This window comes from Paractinoplanes aksuensis (genome assembly GCF_024137025.1).
Taxonomy (GTDB): Bacteria; Actinomycetota; Actinomycetes; order Mycobacteriales; family Micromonosporaceae; genus Actinoplanes; species Actinoplanes aksuensis.
On the sequence record NZ_JAMYJR010000032.1, the window covers coordinates 78164 to 93662 of the forward strand.

Sequence of the window (15499 nt, forward strand, 5' to 3'; positions counted from 1 at the left end):
CGGCCCAGCCATCGGCGTTGGCCATCACGTCGGGGCCACGCGGTTGCGGATACTGTCCAGCACCGCTTCCGCCGCCCAGGCGGCGGCGTCGGCGATGTCTCGGCGGTCCAGGCCGAACTCGCGGCGGAACGTCACCCAGGTGCCGGCGGAGTCGAGGTGGGACAGCGCCGCGATGATCGCCCGGCGCTGCGCCGCGTCGAGGGAGGGCACCTCGGCGTCCAGCAGCTGTTCGAGGTGAGCCCGGCCGGGCGACGGCGCCGCGCCGCTCACGCCGCGCATTGCCGTTTCGGCGACGACGTGGGCGAGTTCCGGTCGTTCGTCGTACCGGTGCATCGCGTCGCGGATCGCCAGGGGGATGTCGAAGATCGAATGCGACTTCTCGCGGGCGAACAGCGTCGCCTCGATCCACGCCGCGGTCGCCAGCAGCAGGTCGACGCGCGTGGGGTAGTTGCGGAACACCGTGCGCTCGGCGATGCCGGCTCGGCGGGCGATGACCCGGTACGACACGTCGTCGCTGCCGACCTCCTCGATCAGCTCGGCGTAGGCGGCGAGGATCGCCGCTTGCGTGCCGCTCAGCTCCGGCCCGGTCACGGCTCTGCCAGCGTCATGGAAGCGGAGGGCAGCGCGGTCACGGCTCTGCCCGCGTCGCGGAACTGGAGGGCAGCCTGGCCAGCACGGTGTCGACGGCGCGGTCGAACGCGTCGCAGATCTCGTCGGCATCCAGGTCGAAGCCTGTGCGCAGGCGCGACCAGAACATCGCCGACGAGAAGTAGCGCAGGGAGGCCGCGACCCGCCGCCGGTCCCGCCGGTTGAGCGTCGGAGCCGCCACGTCGAGCATCGCCTCGATCGCCCGGGTGATGTAGGCCGGCTCGGTGTCGAGCGTCGGCGAGACCGCGGACGCCCGGGCGCCGACGTAGGCGTACGCGGGCAAGGCGTCGAAGGCCCGGAAGCGCTCGTGCACGGCGGCGCGGAAGTCGGACACGGTCACGAACGGCGGCAGCGGGAAGCGGGTCTGCTCGATCCAGTTCGAGAGCGCGGCCAGCAGGTGCGCACGCGTGGGGTACTGGCGGTAGATCGTGCGCTCGGAGATGCCGACCTCGTCGGCGAGGGCACGATAGGAGATGTCGTCGAACATGCTCTCGCGCAGCAGCACCGAGGCGCTCGCGAGAATCGCGGTCGCGGTGTCGACCGGCTCCTCCATCACGTCCCCCTCTGTCGGGCGTTCGCCCAGCGCGGGGGCCCGGTGACTTCCGGCGGGAGCACATAGCGATCGGAATCGTCGAGCGAGAGCGCCAGCGACGAGACGTACTGCACCTGGCCCTGCGGCCCTCGCTCGGCCGAGGCCAGCATATCCGGCCGTTCGAACGTATAGCCGGTGACATGGCAGCGCAGCCGCTCGCCCGAGGGGTTGCCGTCGGCGTCGAACCGGGGAGAGTCGATGCCGTCGGAGCGGCGGCGCAAGTAGTAGCGGCCCCGCGTGGCGACGGCCATGACCGGTGTGGTGACGATCGCGACGCCGATCGCGATGAGCACCGAGAACGGCTCGAGCGCGGCGCCGAGCAGCCCGGCGAACGCGAGCAGCGACAGCACCGAGGCGAGCCCCACCGACACGAGGCCCACCGGGTTCCAGTCGTGCAGCATGCCGCGCCGGAACTCGGGGTAGCGCGGCGAGATGCGAAGCACCCACTTGTTGATCGCGATGTCGGTGGCGATCGTCACGAGCCACGCCATGACGACGTTCGCGTACAGGCTCAGCACGAACGTGATGAGGGTGAAGACGTCCAACATCATGAGCACGTAGGCGATGACGAGGTTGAACAGGACAAATATCGTACGGCCGGGGTAGTGCTTGGCCACCCGGGTGAAGACGTTCGACCAAGCGAGGGAGCCCGAGTACGCGTTCGTGACGTTGATCTTCACCTGGGCCACCACGATGAGCACGACGGCGAGGATGATCGCGAGCCAGTCGGGGATGAGGGTCTGGTACATCCCGACGAACTGCTTGACCGGTTCGGTCGCGCGGTACCCGAGGGCGGGCTCGACCTTCACGAGCAGGTAGACGGCGAGAAACACCCCGATCACCTGTTTGGTACCGCTGAAGATGACCCAGCCCGGGCCGGAGAACACGAACGACGTCCACCACGAGCGGGCGTTGGCCGGCGTGCGCGGCGGCATGGCCCGCAGATAGTCGATCTGCTCGGCCAGCTGCGGGGTGAGGGCGAAGCACACGGCCGCACTCGAGACGACGGCGCCGAAGCTGACCGAGCCGTCGGAGTTGCCGGTGAACGACGTGAAGGCGCGCACCGCCTCGGGGTCGGAGACGAGGATCCACAGCAGCGGCAGCAGGGCGAGGGCGAGCCACAGGGGAGTGGTCCAGAAGTGCAGGCGCTCCAACGCCCGCATGCCGTAGATGACGATCGGGATCACGACGACGGTCGAGATGAGGTAGCCGAGCCACAACGGCAGGTCCGTCGCCACCTGCAGCCCTTGCGCCATGATGGCGCCCTCCAGGGCGAAGAAGATGCAGGTGAAGCCCGCGAAGATCACTGTCGTGATCATCGAGCCGTAGTAGCCGAATCCCGAGCCCCGGGCGATGAGGTCGAGGTCGAGGTTGTAGCGGGCGGCGTAGTAGGCGACGGGGACGCCCACGACGAGGATGATGACCGACGCGAACAGGATGCCGAGCACGGCGTTGTCGGTGCCGTGGTCGATGCCGATGCTCGCGCCGATCGAGAAGTCGGCGAGGAACGCGATGGACCCGAGGGCGGTCGCGCCGACCGAGGCCGCGCTCCAGCGCCGGAAGGTGCGCGGCACATAGCGGAAGGCGTAGTCCTCGAGACTGTCCTCCGCGGCCGCACGCGCGTTGTCCGTCGACACAGGGCATAGTCGCTGTCCGGTGTTACGACGGCGTTGCGGATGTGGGTCACAGCGGCTCAGATCGCCATGGCGGCCCGCACGGTGGAAGCGGCGGCCAGACCGCCCTCGCCGGTATGCGTGACGAAGCCCGAGGCGAGCACGACATAGCGCTCGGCGGCCTCGAGGGCGAAGCCGATGTGCTGCTCGACGAGCAGCACGTTGATGCCTTCGTCGGCCAGCTGCATGATGGTGTGCTCGATCTCGGCGACGATCGTGGGCTGGATGCCCTCGGTCGGCTCGTCCAGGATGAGCAGCTTGGGCTCGGTGATGAGGGCCCGGGCGATCGCGAGCTGCTGGCGCTGCCCGCCCGAGAGCAGGCCCGCCTTCCGGCCGGCGAACTTCTCCAGGGCGGGGAAGCGGGACAGCTGGGCGTCGATGAGGGCCTTGCCGCGCCGACGTCCGTCGGCGACCAGCTGCAGATTTTCCAGCGTTGTGAGCTGGCCGAACGCCTGCTGGCCCTGCGGCACGTAGGCCAGGCCGCGAGCAACCCGCTTGTTGGGGGCGAGCGACGAGATGTCCTCGCCGTCGAACACCACGCGACCCCTCGTCGGCTTGATCAGGCCGATCGCGAGTCGCAGCAGGGTCGTCTTGCCGGCGCCGTTGTGGCCGAGCACGGCCACCACCTTGCCGGTCGGCACGGTCACGCGGTGCAGCACCTGCGTACGCCCGTAGCCGGCCTCGATGTCGGTGAGCTCGAGCACGTCAGTCCCCCTTTTCGAGTACGACTGCCATGGCGGCCGTCGTGGCGGCGCCCGCGGTGCCGAGGTAGACCTCCTGCACCTTCGGATCGGCCTGCACCTCGGCCACCGTGCCCTGCGAGAGCACCTGGCCCTGGTGCAGCACGGTGACCCGGGTGGCGAAGCGGCGCATGAAGTCCATGTCGTGCTCGACCACGAGCACGATCCGCTTGGCCGCGATGCGCTGCAGAAGCTCGCCGGTCGCCGTGCGCTCGTCCTGGCTCATGCCGGCGACGGGCTCGTCGAGCAGCAGCACCTTCGCGTCCTGCACGAGCAGCATCGCGATCTCCAGCCACTGCTTCTGGCCGTGCGACAAGATGCCGGCCGGCGTGGCCAGCTCACCGGTGAGGCCGGTCTCTTCCAACGCACGCTCGATCGACGGGTCGACGCCCCGCCGGGCCCGCAGCAGCGAGATTGACGGGCGGTGGAGCCCGGCGGCGATGTCGAGGTTCTGCAGCACGGTGAGCTCGTCGAAGACGCTCGCGGTCTGGAACGTGCGGCCGACCCCGAGGCGGACGATCTTGTGTACCTGCTTGCCCAGCAGCTCTTTCTCGCCGAGCCGGGCCGACCCGGTGCCCTTGGTCAGCCCCGTGATGGCGTCGATGCAGGTCGTCTTGCCGGCGCCGTTGGGGCCGATGAGGAACCGGACCTCGCCGGGATGCGCGTCGAAGGAGACGCCGCCGACCGCGACGAAACCCGAGAACTCGACGCGGAGGTCGGTGACGACGAGTGAAGCGTCGGTCATGACCGCACCTCTTCGAGCTCTACCGCCGCGATTGCCGGGGCGGGTGGTTCGGGCGGTTTCGGGCGGGCCCGCCTCATGAACCGGGCCGGCAGCGACGACAGCCCGTTGGGCAGGAAGAGGATGACGACGATGAACAGCAGACCGAGGATGTACGTCCAGCCGTCGGGCCAGGTCGAGCCGAGGCTCGACTGGCCCCAGCCGACCGCGATCGCGCCGAGCGCGGGACCGAAGAGCGATGCGCGACCACCCAGGGCGACGCCCGCGATCATGAGGATCGAGGCAGCGGCGCCGATCTCGGCCGGGGTGATGATGCCCACGATGGGCACGAACATCGCTCCGCCGATGCTGGCCATCAGCGCGGAGACGACGAAGGCGACGAGCTTGACGTTGGCCGGGTCGTAGCCGAGGAAGCGCACCCGCTCCTCGGCATCGCGGGTGGCGATGAGGAGCTCACCGAAGCGGCTGCGGTAGAACTGCCACACCACGAGCAGACACACGATGAGCAGCGCGGCCACGATGAGGTACACCATCAGCCGGTTTGCCGGGTCGTTCAGTACGAAGCCGAAGAAGTACTTGAAGTCGCTGAGCCCGGTGTCGCCGCCGGTCTCGCGGATGGTGGAGCTGATCAGGGTGGCCAGCGCGACGGCGAGCGCCTGGGTCAGGATCGCGAAGTAGGCGCCCTTCACGCGGCGCTTGAACAGCGCGTAGCCGAGGATGCCGGCCACGACCACCGGAAGCAGCACGATCGCCGCCAGGGTGAATCCCGCGCTGCGGAACGGCTCCCAGAACATCGGGAGTGGCGCGAGCGGATCGTAGAGCACCATGAACCCGGGGACCCGGTCACCGGCGGTCTCCAGGGTCAGGTGCATGGCCATCGCGTAGGCGCCGAGGGCGAAGAACACGCCCTGCCCCATCACCAGCATCCCGCCCCGGCCCCAGGCCAGGCCGATGCCGACGGCGGCGATGGCCCAGCAGCAGTACTTGCCGAGGTTGTTGAGCCAGTGGTCGGAGAGCACGAGGGGAGCGACCGTGAGGAGCAGGACGGCGAACAGTCCGATGCCGCTGAGGGAGATCCAAGGTTTCTTGGTCATGCCAGACTCCTGGTTCGCACCGTGAACAGGCCCTGCGGGCGCACCTGCAGGAAGACGATCACGAGGATGAAGGCGAGCACCTGCGCCAGGCTGCCGGTCGTCCAGTAGGCGAAGAACGCGAGGGCGACACCCACCGCCCAGGCGGCGACGATGGTGCCCTTGAGCTGGCCGATGCCACCGGCGGCGACGACGAGGAAGGCCGGGATGATGTACTGCGCGCCCATCTGGGAGTTCGTGCCGCCGATGAGCGACGCGGCCACGCCGGCCACCCCGGCCAGACCCGACCCGACGAAGAAGGTGAGACGGTCGATGGTGCGGGTCGAGATGCCCGAGGTCTCGGCGAGGTCCCGGTTGTGCACGGTCGCCCGGATGCGGCGGCCGAACGAGGTGTACTTCAGCCAGGCCGACAGCGCGGCGACGCAAGCGGTCGCGAGCAGGATGGTGAACAGCTGCCGCAGCGGCCAGTTGTAGCCGAGGACGGTGAGCTGCCCGTCGAGCCAGCGGGGTTTCTCCACCGGTACGCCCTGGGACGGGAAGATCTGCAGGGCCGCCTGCTGCAGGATCAGGCCGACGCCGACGGTGACCAGCAGGGTGTCGAGGGGGCGGCGATACATCCGGCGGATGATGGTGACCTCGAGCACGAGGCCGAACAGGCCGGCGACCACGAACGCGACCGGCAGCGCGACCGGGATCGACAGGTTGCTGGCCGTGATGACCTGCTGGACGAGGTAGGCGGCGAAGGCGCCGATCATGAGGAACTCGCCGTGGGCCATGTTGATCACGCCCATCTGGCCGAAGGTCAGCGAGAGGCCCAGCGCGGCGAGCAGGAGCAGCGCGCCTTGGGCGCTGCCGTTCAGCAGTGGTGCGATCAGTGCGTCCACGTGCGTTCGCTCTCTCTAGCGTGTCTGCCGAGGGGGAGGGGTCGCGTGCCGTCGAGGACACGCGACCCCGGGGATGATCAGCCCGCCGCGTCCGTGAGCTGCTTGCGGATGTCCGCCGGGAACCAGTCGTAGCCCTCGAGGTACGGGTCGGGCTCGATGAATTTGTCGGAGGCCCAGACGATGTCGAACTGGTTGTCGGCGTTGATCCGTCCGATGTGGCCCGGCTTGGAGATGTGGTGGTTCTCCCCGTCGAGCGTGACCTTGCCCTCCGGCGCGTCGAACGTGATGGGCTTCGCCTTGGCCGCGGCGTTCACCGCGTCGACGTCGAACGAGCCGGCCGCCTCGACGAGGGCCTTGTACAGGTACATCGAGATGTAGGCGGCCTCCATCGGGTCGGACGTGACGCCGCTGCTGTTGGGGTAGGCCTTCCAGCTCTTGATGAACTCCGGGTTCGTGTCGGTCTCGAGCGACTGGAAGTAGTTCCAGGACGCGAAGTTGCCGGTGACCTCGTGGCCCATGGCCGGCGCCTCCTCCTCGGCGATCGACACCGAGATGATGGGCGTCTTGGCGGGAGTGAGGCCGGCGTCGTAGTACGCCTTGATGAAGCCGACGTTCGACGAGCCGTTGATGGTGTTGAAGATGAAGTCGGGCTTGGCCGCGGCGATCTTCGCCACCTGGCTGGTCCAGTCGTCCTTGTCGAGGGGCACGTACTCCTCGCCGACGATCTTGATGCCGAGCTTGGCCGCGTACAGCTTGATGATCGCGTTCGCGGTGCGGGGGAAGACGTAGTCGCTGCCCGCGAGGAACAGCGTCTTCACCCCCTTGGCAGCGAGGAAGTCCATCGCCGGGATGATCTGCTGGTTGGTGGTCGCGCCGGTGTAGTAGATGTTCGGCGACGACTCGAGACCCTCGTACTGCACCGGGTAGAAGAAGAGGCCGTTGAGCTTCTCGACGACCGGCTTCACGGCCTTGCGGGAGGACGAGGTCCAGCCGCCGAAGATCGCGGCGACACAGTCCTGGGTGAGCAGCTTCTCGGTCTTCTCGGCGAAGGTGGGCCAGTCGGTGGCGCCGTCCTCCTGGACGTACTCGATCTTCTTGCCGAGGATGCCGCCGTCGGCGTTGATCTCGTCGGCGGCCATGTGGAGCACATTGGAGACGGTCTTCTCGGAGATCGCCATGCCCCCGGTGAGGGAATTGAGGAAGCCGAGCTTGACGGTGTCTCCGGACGTGTCGACGCAGCTGGCGGCCGCGGACGATCCGGCGGCGGCTGCGTCATCGCCGGCCCGGGCGCCACAGCCGGCGAGCACGAGGGCCACCGTCACGATGGCGCCCGTAGCCGTGAGCGCGCGCATTCGCTTGCTGGTGTTGGACATATGTGGGAGCTCCGTCCCTTGCGGTCGGCTGCTGCTAGTGAGAGCAGACTGACCGCGTGTCATTACTCTGACATTTCTTGACTGTTCCAACTCTGTAGCCACGAGTTAGGTCAAGCTGCTCAGGCCCCGGAAATGCACGGGCTTTCGCGAGGGCTGGGTGTCAAAGTTCTGTCACTCGACGGAAGGGTGCGCGGCGCATGGCACACTTCTGACATCGCGCGAGTTCGTGGTCCGCACACGCAGCGGCGCGCAGCATGCTTCATGCACGCTGCGCGCCGTAGTGCGGAAAGGCGGTGTTGCGGCCCGCGGACCAGAGAGGGTGGCTGACCCGTCTGTCAGCCGACGGGGGTAGCCGCGGCCTTGCGGGCGGCCTCACGACGACGGCGGATCGGCCAGCTCACGGCGCCGAGCAGCACCAGGGCTCCGCCCAGGGAACCCCAGATGTAGGGCGCCGACTCCTGGTTCGACTTGGTCTGGTCGTACGTCCGGTCGGAGGAGCCGGTCGAGTCGGTGATCTTCCGGCAGACGTCGCCCTGTTCCATCGTGGCGCCGCCGCAGGTGGGCGCGCCGTCCCAGTCGTAGGCGAGAACACCGCCGAGGATGGCCAGTCCGATCAGGATCGCCACGATCGGGCGGCGGAAAGGCAGGGCCACGAGCTGGATGAGCAGTCCCACAATGTTCTCCCACATGAGTCAACGCGCTGCCCTGCTGATCAGGGCCCCCGAAGCGCCGACGGAAGCTATCAAATCGCGCTCCCGGTTGCTGCCCCGGACGTGAGCGCGGGCCAGAATGGGTGGCGCAGGTTCTGCGAACGGGGGAGCTGTCGGTGTTCTTGCTGGAGCGTCTGCATCGGGCGGGAATGAGTGACGTCGTCTCGGTGGAACCGGTGTCCGGCGGGCTGGCCGCGGTCGCTGGCATCGCGACCCGGCGGGAGGGGCCGCCGGTGTTCGTCAAAGCGTTCGCCGAAACGCCGGACGATGACGTTTTCGGCGCCGAGGCCGAGGGGCTGACGGCCTTGCGTGAGCTCGGCGGAATGGCGACACCCGGGGTCGTTCTGGCGAATCGGGAACTGCTCGTGTTGTCGGTGCTCGACGAAAGGCCGAGCACCGAGGAGTTCTGGGAACGGTTCGCTCATGCGCTGGCGCGTCTGCATACGAGCACTGCCCATTCCCGGTACGGGTGGCATCGGGACAACTGGCTGGGCCGGCGTCGCCAGGTGAACACCTGGACGGACGACGGATTCGCTTTCTTCGCGCAGCACCGGCTGCTCCGGTGGCTGGGAGAACCGCGGGTCGAAGCCGCCCTCGGCGCCGATCACCGGCGAGCGCTGGAGCGGTTGTGCGACCGGCTACCCGCATTGTTGCCGGAACGGCCGGCCTGCTTGACGCATGGTGATCTATGGGTGCAGAACCTTCTCGCCACTCCGGACGGGCGGCCCGCGGTGATCGACCCCGCGGTGTCGTACATGTGGGCCGAAGTTGATTTGGCTCATGTCTGGACGACTGTGCCGCCGCCCGAGGCGCAACGGTTCTTCGCCGTTTATGCGGAATTGACGAAGCTCGACCGGGAATGGCGTGAGCGCATGCCGATCATCCAGTTGCGGCAGCACCTGGCCGTGGTGGCGCAGTTCGACGACGACTGGGGCGCGGGCGACCTGATCCGGGCCACCCTCGCCCCGTTCCGGGTGACTACCGGCCGACGGTGACGACGGGGTTGGTCAGGGTGCCGAGGGTGGGTGACGAGATCTCGATCGTGTCGCCGGGGCGGGTGGTGAAGCCGGCGTCGGGGACGACGCCGGTGCCGGTCAGCAGCACCACGCCCGACGGGAACGTCATGGCCCGGAACAACCAGTCGGCCAGGTCGTCGAAGCTGCGGGCCATCGACGAGGTCGAGGTCTTACCGGAGTAGGCGACTTCCCCGTCACGCTCGACGCGCAGGTTGATCTCGAACGGGGCGGTGACCGACCAGCTCGGGACGATCGCCGGGCCGAGGGCGCAGGCCCGGTCGTACATCTTGGCCTGGGGCAGGTAGAGCGGGTTCTCGCCCTCGATGGAACGGCTGCTCATGTCGTTGCCGAGCGTGTAGCCGAACAGCTCGCGGGCCGAGTTGAGCACCAGGCCGACCTCGGCCTCGGGGACGTCCCAACCGGAGTCGGCCCGGATGCCGACGGGCTCGCCGAGGGCGACGACGCGGCCCGGGCCGGCCTTGAAGAACAACTCGGGGCGGTCGCTCTCGTAGACGTCGTCGTACAGGGCGCCGTGCCCGGATTCTTCTTTGCGGCCGTCGCGGCTGCGCAGGTACGTGACGCCGGCCGCCCAGACCTCCTGCTGGTCGACGGGTGGCAGCGTCCCGTCGCCGGGCCGGGGGCCGGCAGCCGCGCGGGCGGCCGCCTCGATCAGCGCCCGGGCCTGGTCGAGCGGCCGGGCGAGCAGATCGGCGAGACCTGCGCCGAGGTCACCCCAGCGGCCGTCCTGGTGGACCGCCCAGCGCGACGTGTCGCCGGCGCGCAGGTGGTGAAGGGAGATCGGCATGTGGCCATCCTAGGTTCGACGGGACGCGGTTACATTCATACGGGTCCGGAGGTGGGAAGGGACTCAGACATGCCCCGTGTGGTGCCAGCGGTCGTACGCGCGCTCGACATCCTCGAGCTTTTCCTGGATCGGCCGCAGATCTCGGCCCGCGAGGTGGCGGAGCGGCTGGACCTGCCCCGCACCACCGTTCACGAGCTGCTGGTGACGCTGGTGGCCCGCTCGTACCTGATCTCCGTTCCGGGTCAGCCGGTGCAGTACCGGCTGGGCATGCCCGTGTTCCAGCTCGGCGCGGCCTTCGCCGGCCGGCTCGACCTGGTGCGCGAGGCGCAGAGCGTGGCGCGCGACGTGGCCGCCGCCTGCACCGAGGCGGTTCACGTGGCCGTGCTCGACGGGGCCGACGTCGTCTACCTGGTCAAGGTCGAGAGCTCGCATCCCGTCCGGATGGTCTCGGGGGTCGGGCTGCGGCTGCCGGCCCACTGCACGGCGGTCGGCAAGGTGCTGCTGGCCGGTCTCGACCGGGCCGGGCTCGACGCGACGCTGGGCAAAGGGCCGCTGCCGGGCATGACGCCGGACAGCATCACCGATCCGGACCGCCTGCGAGCCGTCCTCGGCGCCGTACGGACCGAGGGCGTCGCGGTCGACGTCGGTGAGTCCGACAGCGCCATGCGCTGCGTGGCCGCGGCTGTGCGGGACCACTCCGGCGCTGTCATCGCCGGGATGAGCATCTCGGCGCCGATCATCCGCTGGACGGCGCAGGCCGAGGCGGAGTGGCCCACGCTGGTCCGCGAGGGCGCGGCGACGCTGTCGGCCCGGATGGGGCACGTCGCCCGGCGTTAAAAGCCGGACCATTCCGAAAGAAGATCGAAACATTGACACCCCTCGTGGTGTGTCTCTACCGTCGTGTCCACTCCAGACGATATCTCGAACGTCGTTCGAAATCTCGAACACGGTCGGACGTGATGGCAAGGGGGAACGGCTATGGGGGACAGCCCGTTGTGGTCCCGGCGCGGTTTTCTGGGCTTGAGTGTCGGGGTGGCCGGCGCCGCCGGTCTGGCCGCCTGCGGCGGCACCTCCGACTCGCCGGCCGCGGTGGCGCCCGATGTTCCGAAGGAACTGCTCGACGCCGCCGCCGCGGCCAAAGGCACCTCGATGGGGTTGCTGTCGCAGAAGCTCTACTCGACCGCGGCCAACGACGCGCTCGACAACTCGATCAAGAAGTTCGCCGACGCGACCGGGACGAAGATCGAGAACAGCCTGGTCCAGGCCGACGCCGGCGACGTGGTGGCCAAGATCGACGCCGAGGTCAAAGGTGGCGTGGCGCGTGACCTCGCGTTCATGACCGACTCGCGGTTCATCGCGCAGTTCCACGCGCTGGGCGACCTCGAGGACGTGACGGACGTCGTCACGGCGCTGACGGCCAAGTACGGCGAGCCGTGCGCCGAGGCCAAGAACTTCTGCGTCTTCGACGGCAAGTGGTACGCCATTCCCTACCACTTCATCGGGATCGGGTCGTTCCTGCGCAAGGACTGGATGCAGGAGAAGGGCATCACCCCGAAAGATACGTACAGCTGGGAAGAGCTGCGGGACGTGTGCCTGGCGATCTCGGACCCGGGTAAACGCCGGTTCGGGTGGGGCATGACGGTGAACCGGTCGGGTGACGGCAACGGCCTGATCGAGGCGCTGATCAACTCGTACGGCGGAGCGATCGCCGACAACGCCGGCAAGAAGGTCACCTTCGACTCGCCCGAGACCGTGCAGGCGGTGACCTTCCTGGGCGACATCTACACCAATCCCAAGTACAAGCCGATGCTGCCGCCCGGCGTGGCCAGCTGGACCGACACCACCAACAACGAGAACTGGCTGGCCGGCGTCCTCGGCTACACCCGCAACAGCTTCAGCGTCTACGCGGACTCCAAGACCAAGAAGAACCCGGTGTACGAGAAGACCCACGTGTTCTCGGACTGCATCGGGCCCGCCACCGACAAGCCGCTGCTGCTCGGGCAGTCCCAGGGCTTCGTCGTCTTCAAGGGGGCCAAGAACCCGGCGCTGGCCAAGCTGCTGGCGCAGTACCTGGTGAGCGCGCCGGCGCTGGTCGGGGTCTCGAAGGAGGCGCCCGGCCTGGTGATGCCGGCCTGGGAGAAGGTCTGGGACGCCGATCCGTACTTCACGAGCGGCGACGCGGCGTTCCCCATCGTGCGGAAGCTCTCGCAGCAGCCGCTGCCGTTGTCGACCAAGAACGGGCTGGACTTCCCGCAGAAGGCCAGCGCCGGTCAGCAGGCCGTCGTCGCCGCCTACGTCCTCACCGACATGATGCAGCAGGTCGTTCAGGGCACCGCGCCCGCACAGGCGGTGACGGCGGCCCACGCGAAGATGGTGCAGATCTTCTCTCAGCAGGGGCTGCCGCAGTGAGATCGCTCGGGCCGCCGCCGAGGACAGGCTCCCTGACCACCACCCAGCGGCGGCTGGGCCGGGACTGGCGGTTGGCGGCGCTGTTCCTGGCACCGACCGCCATCTTGGTCGGCGCGCTCGTGCTGGTGCCGATCCTGCGGTCGATCGTCACCAGCACCACGGAACGGCACGGCTCGGAAAGCGTATTTGTCGGGCTGGGCAACTACATCGCGCTGGCCGGCGACGACCAGTTCCGTACGGGCGTGGTGAATTCGTTCGTCTTCACCGCGTACGCCGAGATCTTCAAGGTTGTTCTGGGTCTGGCCGCGGCCCTGCTGCTGCACAACCGGCGGCGGGGGCGAGCGGTGCTGACCGGGCTGCTGCTGGTGCCGTGGGTGGTGCCGACGGTGGTCACGGCCTTCAGCTGGCGAGCGCTGCTCGACCCGATCTTCGGCAGCGTCAACACCCTGCTCACCGCCTCGGGGATCGGGCCGTTGCTGGCCTCGGCCCATCTGGTCGACAGCTGGCCCGCGGGCTGGCTGTCCGACCCGGGGCTGGCCATGCCGTCGGTGATCCTGGTCAACGTGTGGAAGGGCGTGCCGTTCTTCACGGTCTGTTTCCTGGCCGGGCTGAAGGCCATTCCCACCGACCAGTACGAGGCGGCGACCATCGACGGCGCGTCGGCGTTGCAGCGGTTCGTCCACGTGACCTTGCCCGGGCTGCGCCACGTGATCACCGTGACGGTCACCCTGTCCTCGATCTGGACGTTCAACAACTTCGACCTCATCTGGCTGCTCACGCAGGGCGGCCCGGGTGACGTCACCGCGCCCTACGTGCTCATCGCGTACTCCAAGGCGATCCTGCAATTGCAGTACGGCGCGGGGGCGGCCGTCACGCTGGTCATGCTGCCGATCATCGGCGGGCTCGTGTTCGTGCTGGTGCGACTGCTACGCCAGGACGGGGGCGCGGCCCCACCGAAGCCGCCAGGCCCCGTACGCAAGGCTCTGCCCTGGATCGTCACGGCCGTGTTCACCGGGCTGCTGCTGTGGGCGTCGCCGGAGATCTTCTGGAAGGCGGCGGTGGTCCTCGGCGTGATCCTGCTCCTCGCGGCCGCGGTCGGGCGGGTGATCTCCGGCCTGCAGATGAAGGGCAGCCGGCGTACGTCGTCCCTGGTCTCCGGTCTGGGGTCGGGGATCGCGCTGGCCGGGTTGCTGGCGTTCGTCCTGGGCCCGCTGTACTGGATCGCCGTCACCGCGTTCAAGACCGAGGGCCAGGTGGTGGCCCGCGTCGACGACCTGTGGCCGACACCGTGGACCTTGGAACAGTTCACGGCCCTGTTCACCAATCAGCCGTTCGGCCGCTGGTATCTGAACACGCTGATGGTGTCGGCCGCGTCCACTGTGGTGGCTCTGCTCTGCGCCGTGCTGGCCGGATACGCGCTGGCCCGGCTGCGGTTCCGCGGAGCGCAGGGCTTCACCGTCACAGTGCTGCTGACCTATGTGATGCCCGGCGCGCTGCTGTTCATCCCGCTCTATCAACTGCTCATCAGCTTCCGGGTCACCGACTCCCTGTGGTCGCTGGTGCTGACGTACCCGACCTTCACCCTGCCGTTCGCGACCTGGTTGCTGACCGGATACTTCGCCTCGATCCCGGTCGACCTCGAGGAGGCCGCGATGGTGGACGGGGCCTCCCGGCTCCAGGCGTTCGGCCGGGTGGTGCTGCCGCTGGCCAAGCCGGGGCTGCTGGCGGTCGCGCTGTTCACGCTGACCAACGCCTGGAACGAGTTCCTGTTCGCCTTCGTGTTCATCACCAAGGACGAGTACAAGACGCTGCCCGTCGGCATGCAGTCCATGATCGCCGGGGATGTCGTGCCGCAGGGCCAGCTCGCCGCGGCCTCGCTGCTCGTCAGCATCCCCGTGGTGGTCATGTACGCGTTCGGGCAGCGCTTCCTGACCGAGGGCCTCACCGCGGGCGCGGTCAAGGGCTGACTACACCAGGCCCAGAGCCAGGGCGAGGGTGCCGAGCGAGGCCATGAGCAGGGCCGTGCCCGGGTGCATCCCGATCGACAGCCGCAGGTCGTGCTTGCGCCAGACCAGCCACACGGCCGGGAACATGAAGACCAGCTTGGACAGGACGGTCCACGGCGCCCAGAAGTGGTAGACCGAGAACAGCACGGTGTTGAGCACGGGTGCGGCGAAGCCCAGGTGGGCGAGGCGCGGCAACAGGAGCCCGCGGAAGTAGAGCTCCTCGATCAGGGGCAGCGTGAATCCGGTGAACGGCAGGCTGATCAGCATGGTGACGACGAGCTGCGAGTGGGGGTAGCCGTCGAGATAGGTGGTGGCGCTGCCGCCCGCGCCCTCGAACGGGAGCCAGGTGAAGAAGGTGTCGTAGAAGATGTTGTCGAGCGGGGTCAGGGCCAGCGACACCACCGTCATCCACACGATAAGACCGGCGATCATGGCGATGACCTTGCCGCGCGGGATGGGCCGGCCGCGGTAGCCGACGACTCCGTCCAGCGTGAACCGGCCGTGGCGGCCCCGGCCCAGCCACAACAGCCCGACCAACAGGGGGAACAGCACCACGGCCAGGGCGACCGCCCAGGCCAGGAAGATCGGATAGCCGATGGCGCGGACGAGCGGCTCGCCGATCAGGAAGTAGGCGGCCACGATCAGCGCGCCGGGCACGAGGTGCAGAGCGATCGACAGCGGCACGGAGTGACGGTCAGCCAGCAGCATCTCGACCAGACGATGCGGCCGGGTCATTGTGGTTTCCATGCCACAAAGCATCGGAGCGGCCGCAGTCACGGCCCTGTCACACCTCTGACACCCCGGGCGAAG

General features: G+C 68.5%; 15 protein-coding genes. 4 read left to right on the forward strand and 11 right to left on the reverse strand.

Annotated elements, in window-relative coordinates:
* Positions 1-24 precede the first annotated feature (24 nt).
* From M1L60_RS29240 to M1L60_RS29280, 9 genes are all read right to left on the reverse strand, one after another.
* Positions 25-591: a TetR/AcrR family transcriptional regulator gene (locus M1L60_RS29240; RefSeq protein WP_253240753.1), complete on the reverse strand. Its 567-nt coding sequence runs from the start codon at positions 589-591 to the stop codon at positions 25-27.
* 37 nt (positions 592-628) lie between these two features.
* Entirely contained in the window at positions 629-1201 is a 573-nt protein-coding gene (locus M1L60_RS29245) for a TetR/AcrR family transcriptional regulator (protein ID WP_253240754.1), read from the reverse strand.
* Positions 1201-2877: a purine-cytosine permease family protein gene (locus tag M1L60_RS29250; protein WP_253240755.1), complete on the reverse strand. Its 1677-nt coding sequence runs from the start codon at positions 2875-2877 to the stop codon at positions 1201-1203. The genes M1L60_RS29245 and M1L60_RS29250 overlap by 1 nt, the downstream gene beginning before the upstream one ends.
* A gap of 56 nt (positions 2878-2933) precedes the next feature.
* Positions 2934-3617: an ATP-binding cassette domain-containing protein gene (locus tag M1L60_RS29255; RefSeq protein WP_253240756.1), complete on the reverse strand. Its 684-nt coding sequence runs from the start codon at positions 3615-3617 to the stop codon at positions 2934-2936.
* Between the two features lies 1 nt (position 3618).
* The gene (gene urtD, locus M1L60_RS29260; protein WP_253240757.1) at positions 3619-4398 is read right to left on the reverse strand and encodes an urea ABC transporter ATP-binding protein UrtD; all 780 of its coding nucleotides are present in this window, start codon (positions 4396-4398) and stop codon (positions 3619-3621) included.
* On the reverse strand, positions 4395-5489 hold the full coding sequence (gene urtC / locus M1L60_RS29265) for an urea ABC transporter permease subunit UrtC (RefSeq protein WP_253240758.1): 1095 nt from the start codon (positions 5487-5489) through the stop codon (positions 4395-4397). Before urtC ends, urtD begins: the two co-directional genes overlap by 4 nt.
* Positions 5486-6370 carry an urea ABC transporter permease subunit UrtB gene (gene urtB / locus M1L60_RS29270; protein WP_253240759.1) on the reverse strand — a complete coding sequence of 295 codons (885 nt, stop codon included), beginning with the start codon at positions 6368-6370 and terminating at the stop codon, positions 5486-5488. The genes urtC and urtB overlap by 4 nt, the downstream gene beginning before the upstream one ends.
* Before the next feature lie 77 nt (positions 6371-6447).
* On the reverse strand, positions 6448-7743 hold the full coding sequence (gene urtA / locus M1L60_RS29275; RefSeq protein WP_253240760.1) for an urea ABC transporter substrate-binding protein: 1296 nt from the start codon (positions 7741-7743) through the stop codon (positions 6448-6450).
* A 335-nt stretch (positions 7744-8078) separates the two neighbouring features.
* Positions 8079-8417, reverse strand: a complete 339-nt coding sequence (locus M1L60_RS29280) for a hypothetical protein (protein ID WP_253240761.1) — start codon at positions 8415-8417, stop codon at positions 8079-8081.
* Between the two features lie 152 nt (positions 8418-8569).
* Here M1L60_RS29280 and M1L60_RS29285 point away from each other — a divergent pair, with 152 nt between their 5' ends.
* Positions 8570-9448 carry a fructosamine kinase family protein gene (locus M1L60_RS29285; protein ID WP_253240762.1) on the forward strand — a complete coding sequence of 293 codons (879 nt, stop codon included), beginning with the start codon at positions 8570-8572 and terminating at the stop codon, positions 9446-9448.
* Here the strand turns inward: M1L60_RS29285 and M1L60_RS29290 are convergent.
* Positions 9432-10274, reverse strand: a complete 843-nt coding sequence (locus M1L60_RS29290) for a fumarylacetoacetate hydrolase family protein (RefSeq protein ID WP_253240763.1) — start codon at positions 10272-10274, stop codon at positions 9432-9434. The genes M1L60_RS29285 and M1L60_RS29290 overlap by 17 nt on opposite strands.
* Positions 10275-10343: 69 nt before the next feature.
* On the opposite strand from M1L60_RS29290, the gene M1L60_RS29295 reads away from it, so the two are divergent.
* The 3 genes from M1L60_RS29295 to M1L60_RS29305 all read left to right on the forward strand — a co-directional run bounded on the left by M1L60_RS29295 (position 10344) and on the right by M1L60_RS29305 (position 14650).
* Entirely contained in the window at positions 10344-11111 is a 768-nt protein-coding gene (locus M1L60_RS29295; protein WP_253240764.1) for an IclR family transcriptional regulator, read from the forward strand.
* Between the two features lie 141 nt (positions 11112-11252).
* Positions 11253-12683 carry an extracellular solute-binding protein gene (locus tag M1L60_RS29300; protein ID WP_253240765.1) on the forward strand — a complete coding sequence of 477 codons (1431 nt, stop codon included), beginning with the start codon at positions 11253-11255 and terminating at the stop codon, positions 12681-12683.
* On the forward strand, positions 12680-14650 hold the full coding sequence (locus M1L60_RS29305; RefSeq protein WP_253240766.1) for an ABC transporter permease: 1971 nt from the start codon (positions 12680-12682) through the stop codon (positions 14648-14650). The genes M1L60_RS29300 and M1L60_RS29305 overlap by 4 nt, the downstream gene beginning before the upstream one ends.
* Here M1L60_RS29305 and M1L60_RS29310 read toward each other — a convergent pair whose 3' ends face one another.
* Positions 14651-15436, reverse strand: a complete 786-nt coding sequence (locus M1L60_RS29310) for a CPBP family intramembrane glutamic endopeptidase (RefSeq protein WP_253240767.1) — start codon at positions 15434-15436, stop codon at positions 14651-14653. It lies immediately after the preceding gene.
* Positions 15437-15499: the final 63 nt, after the last annotated feature.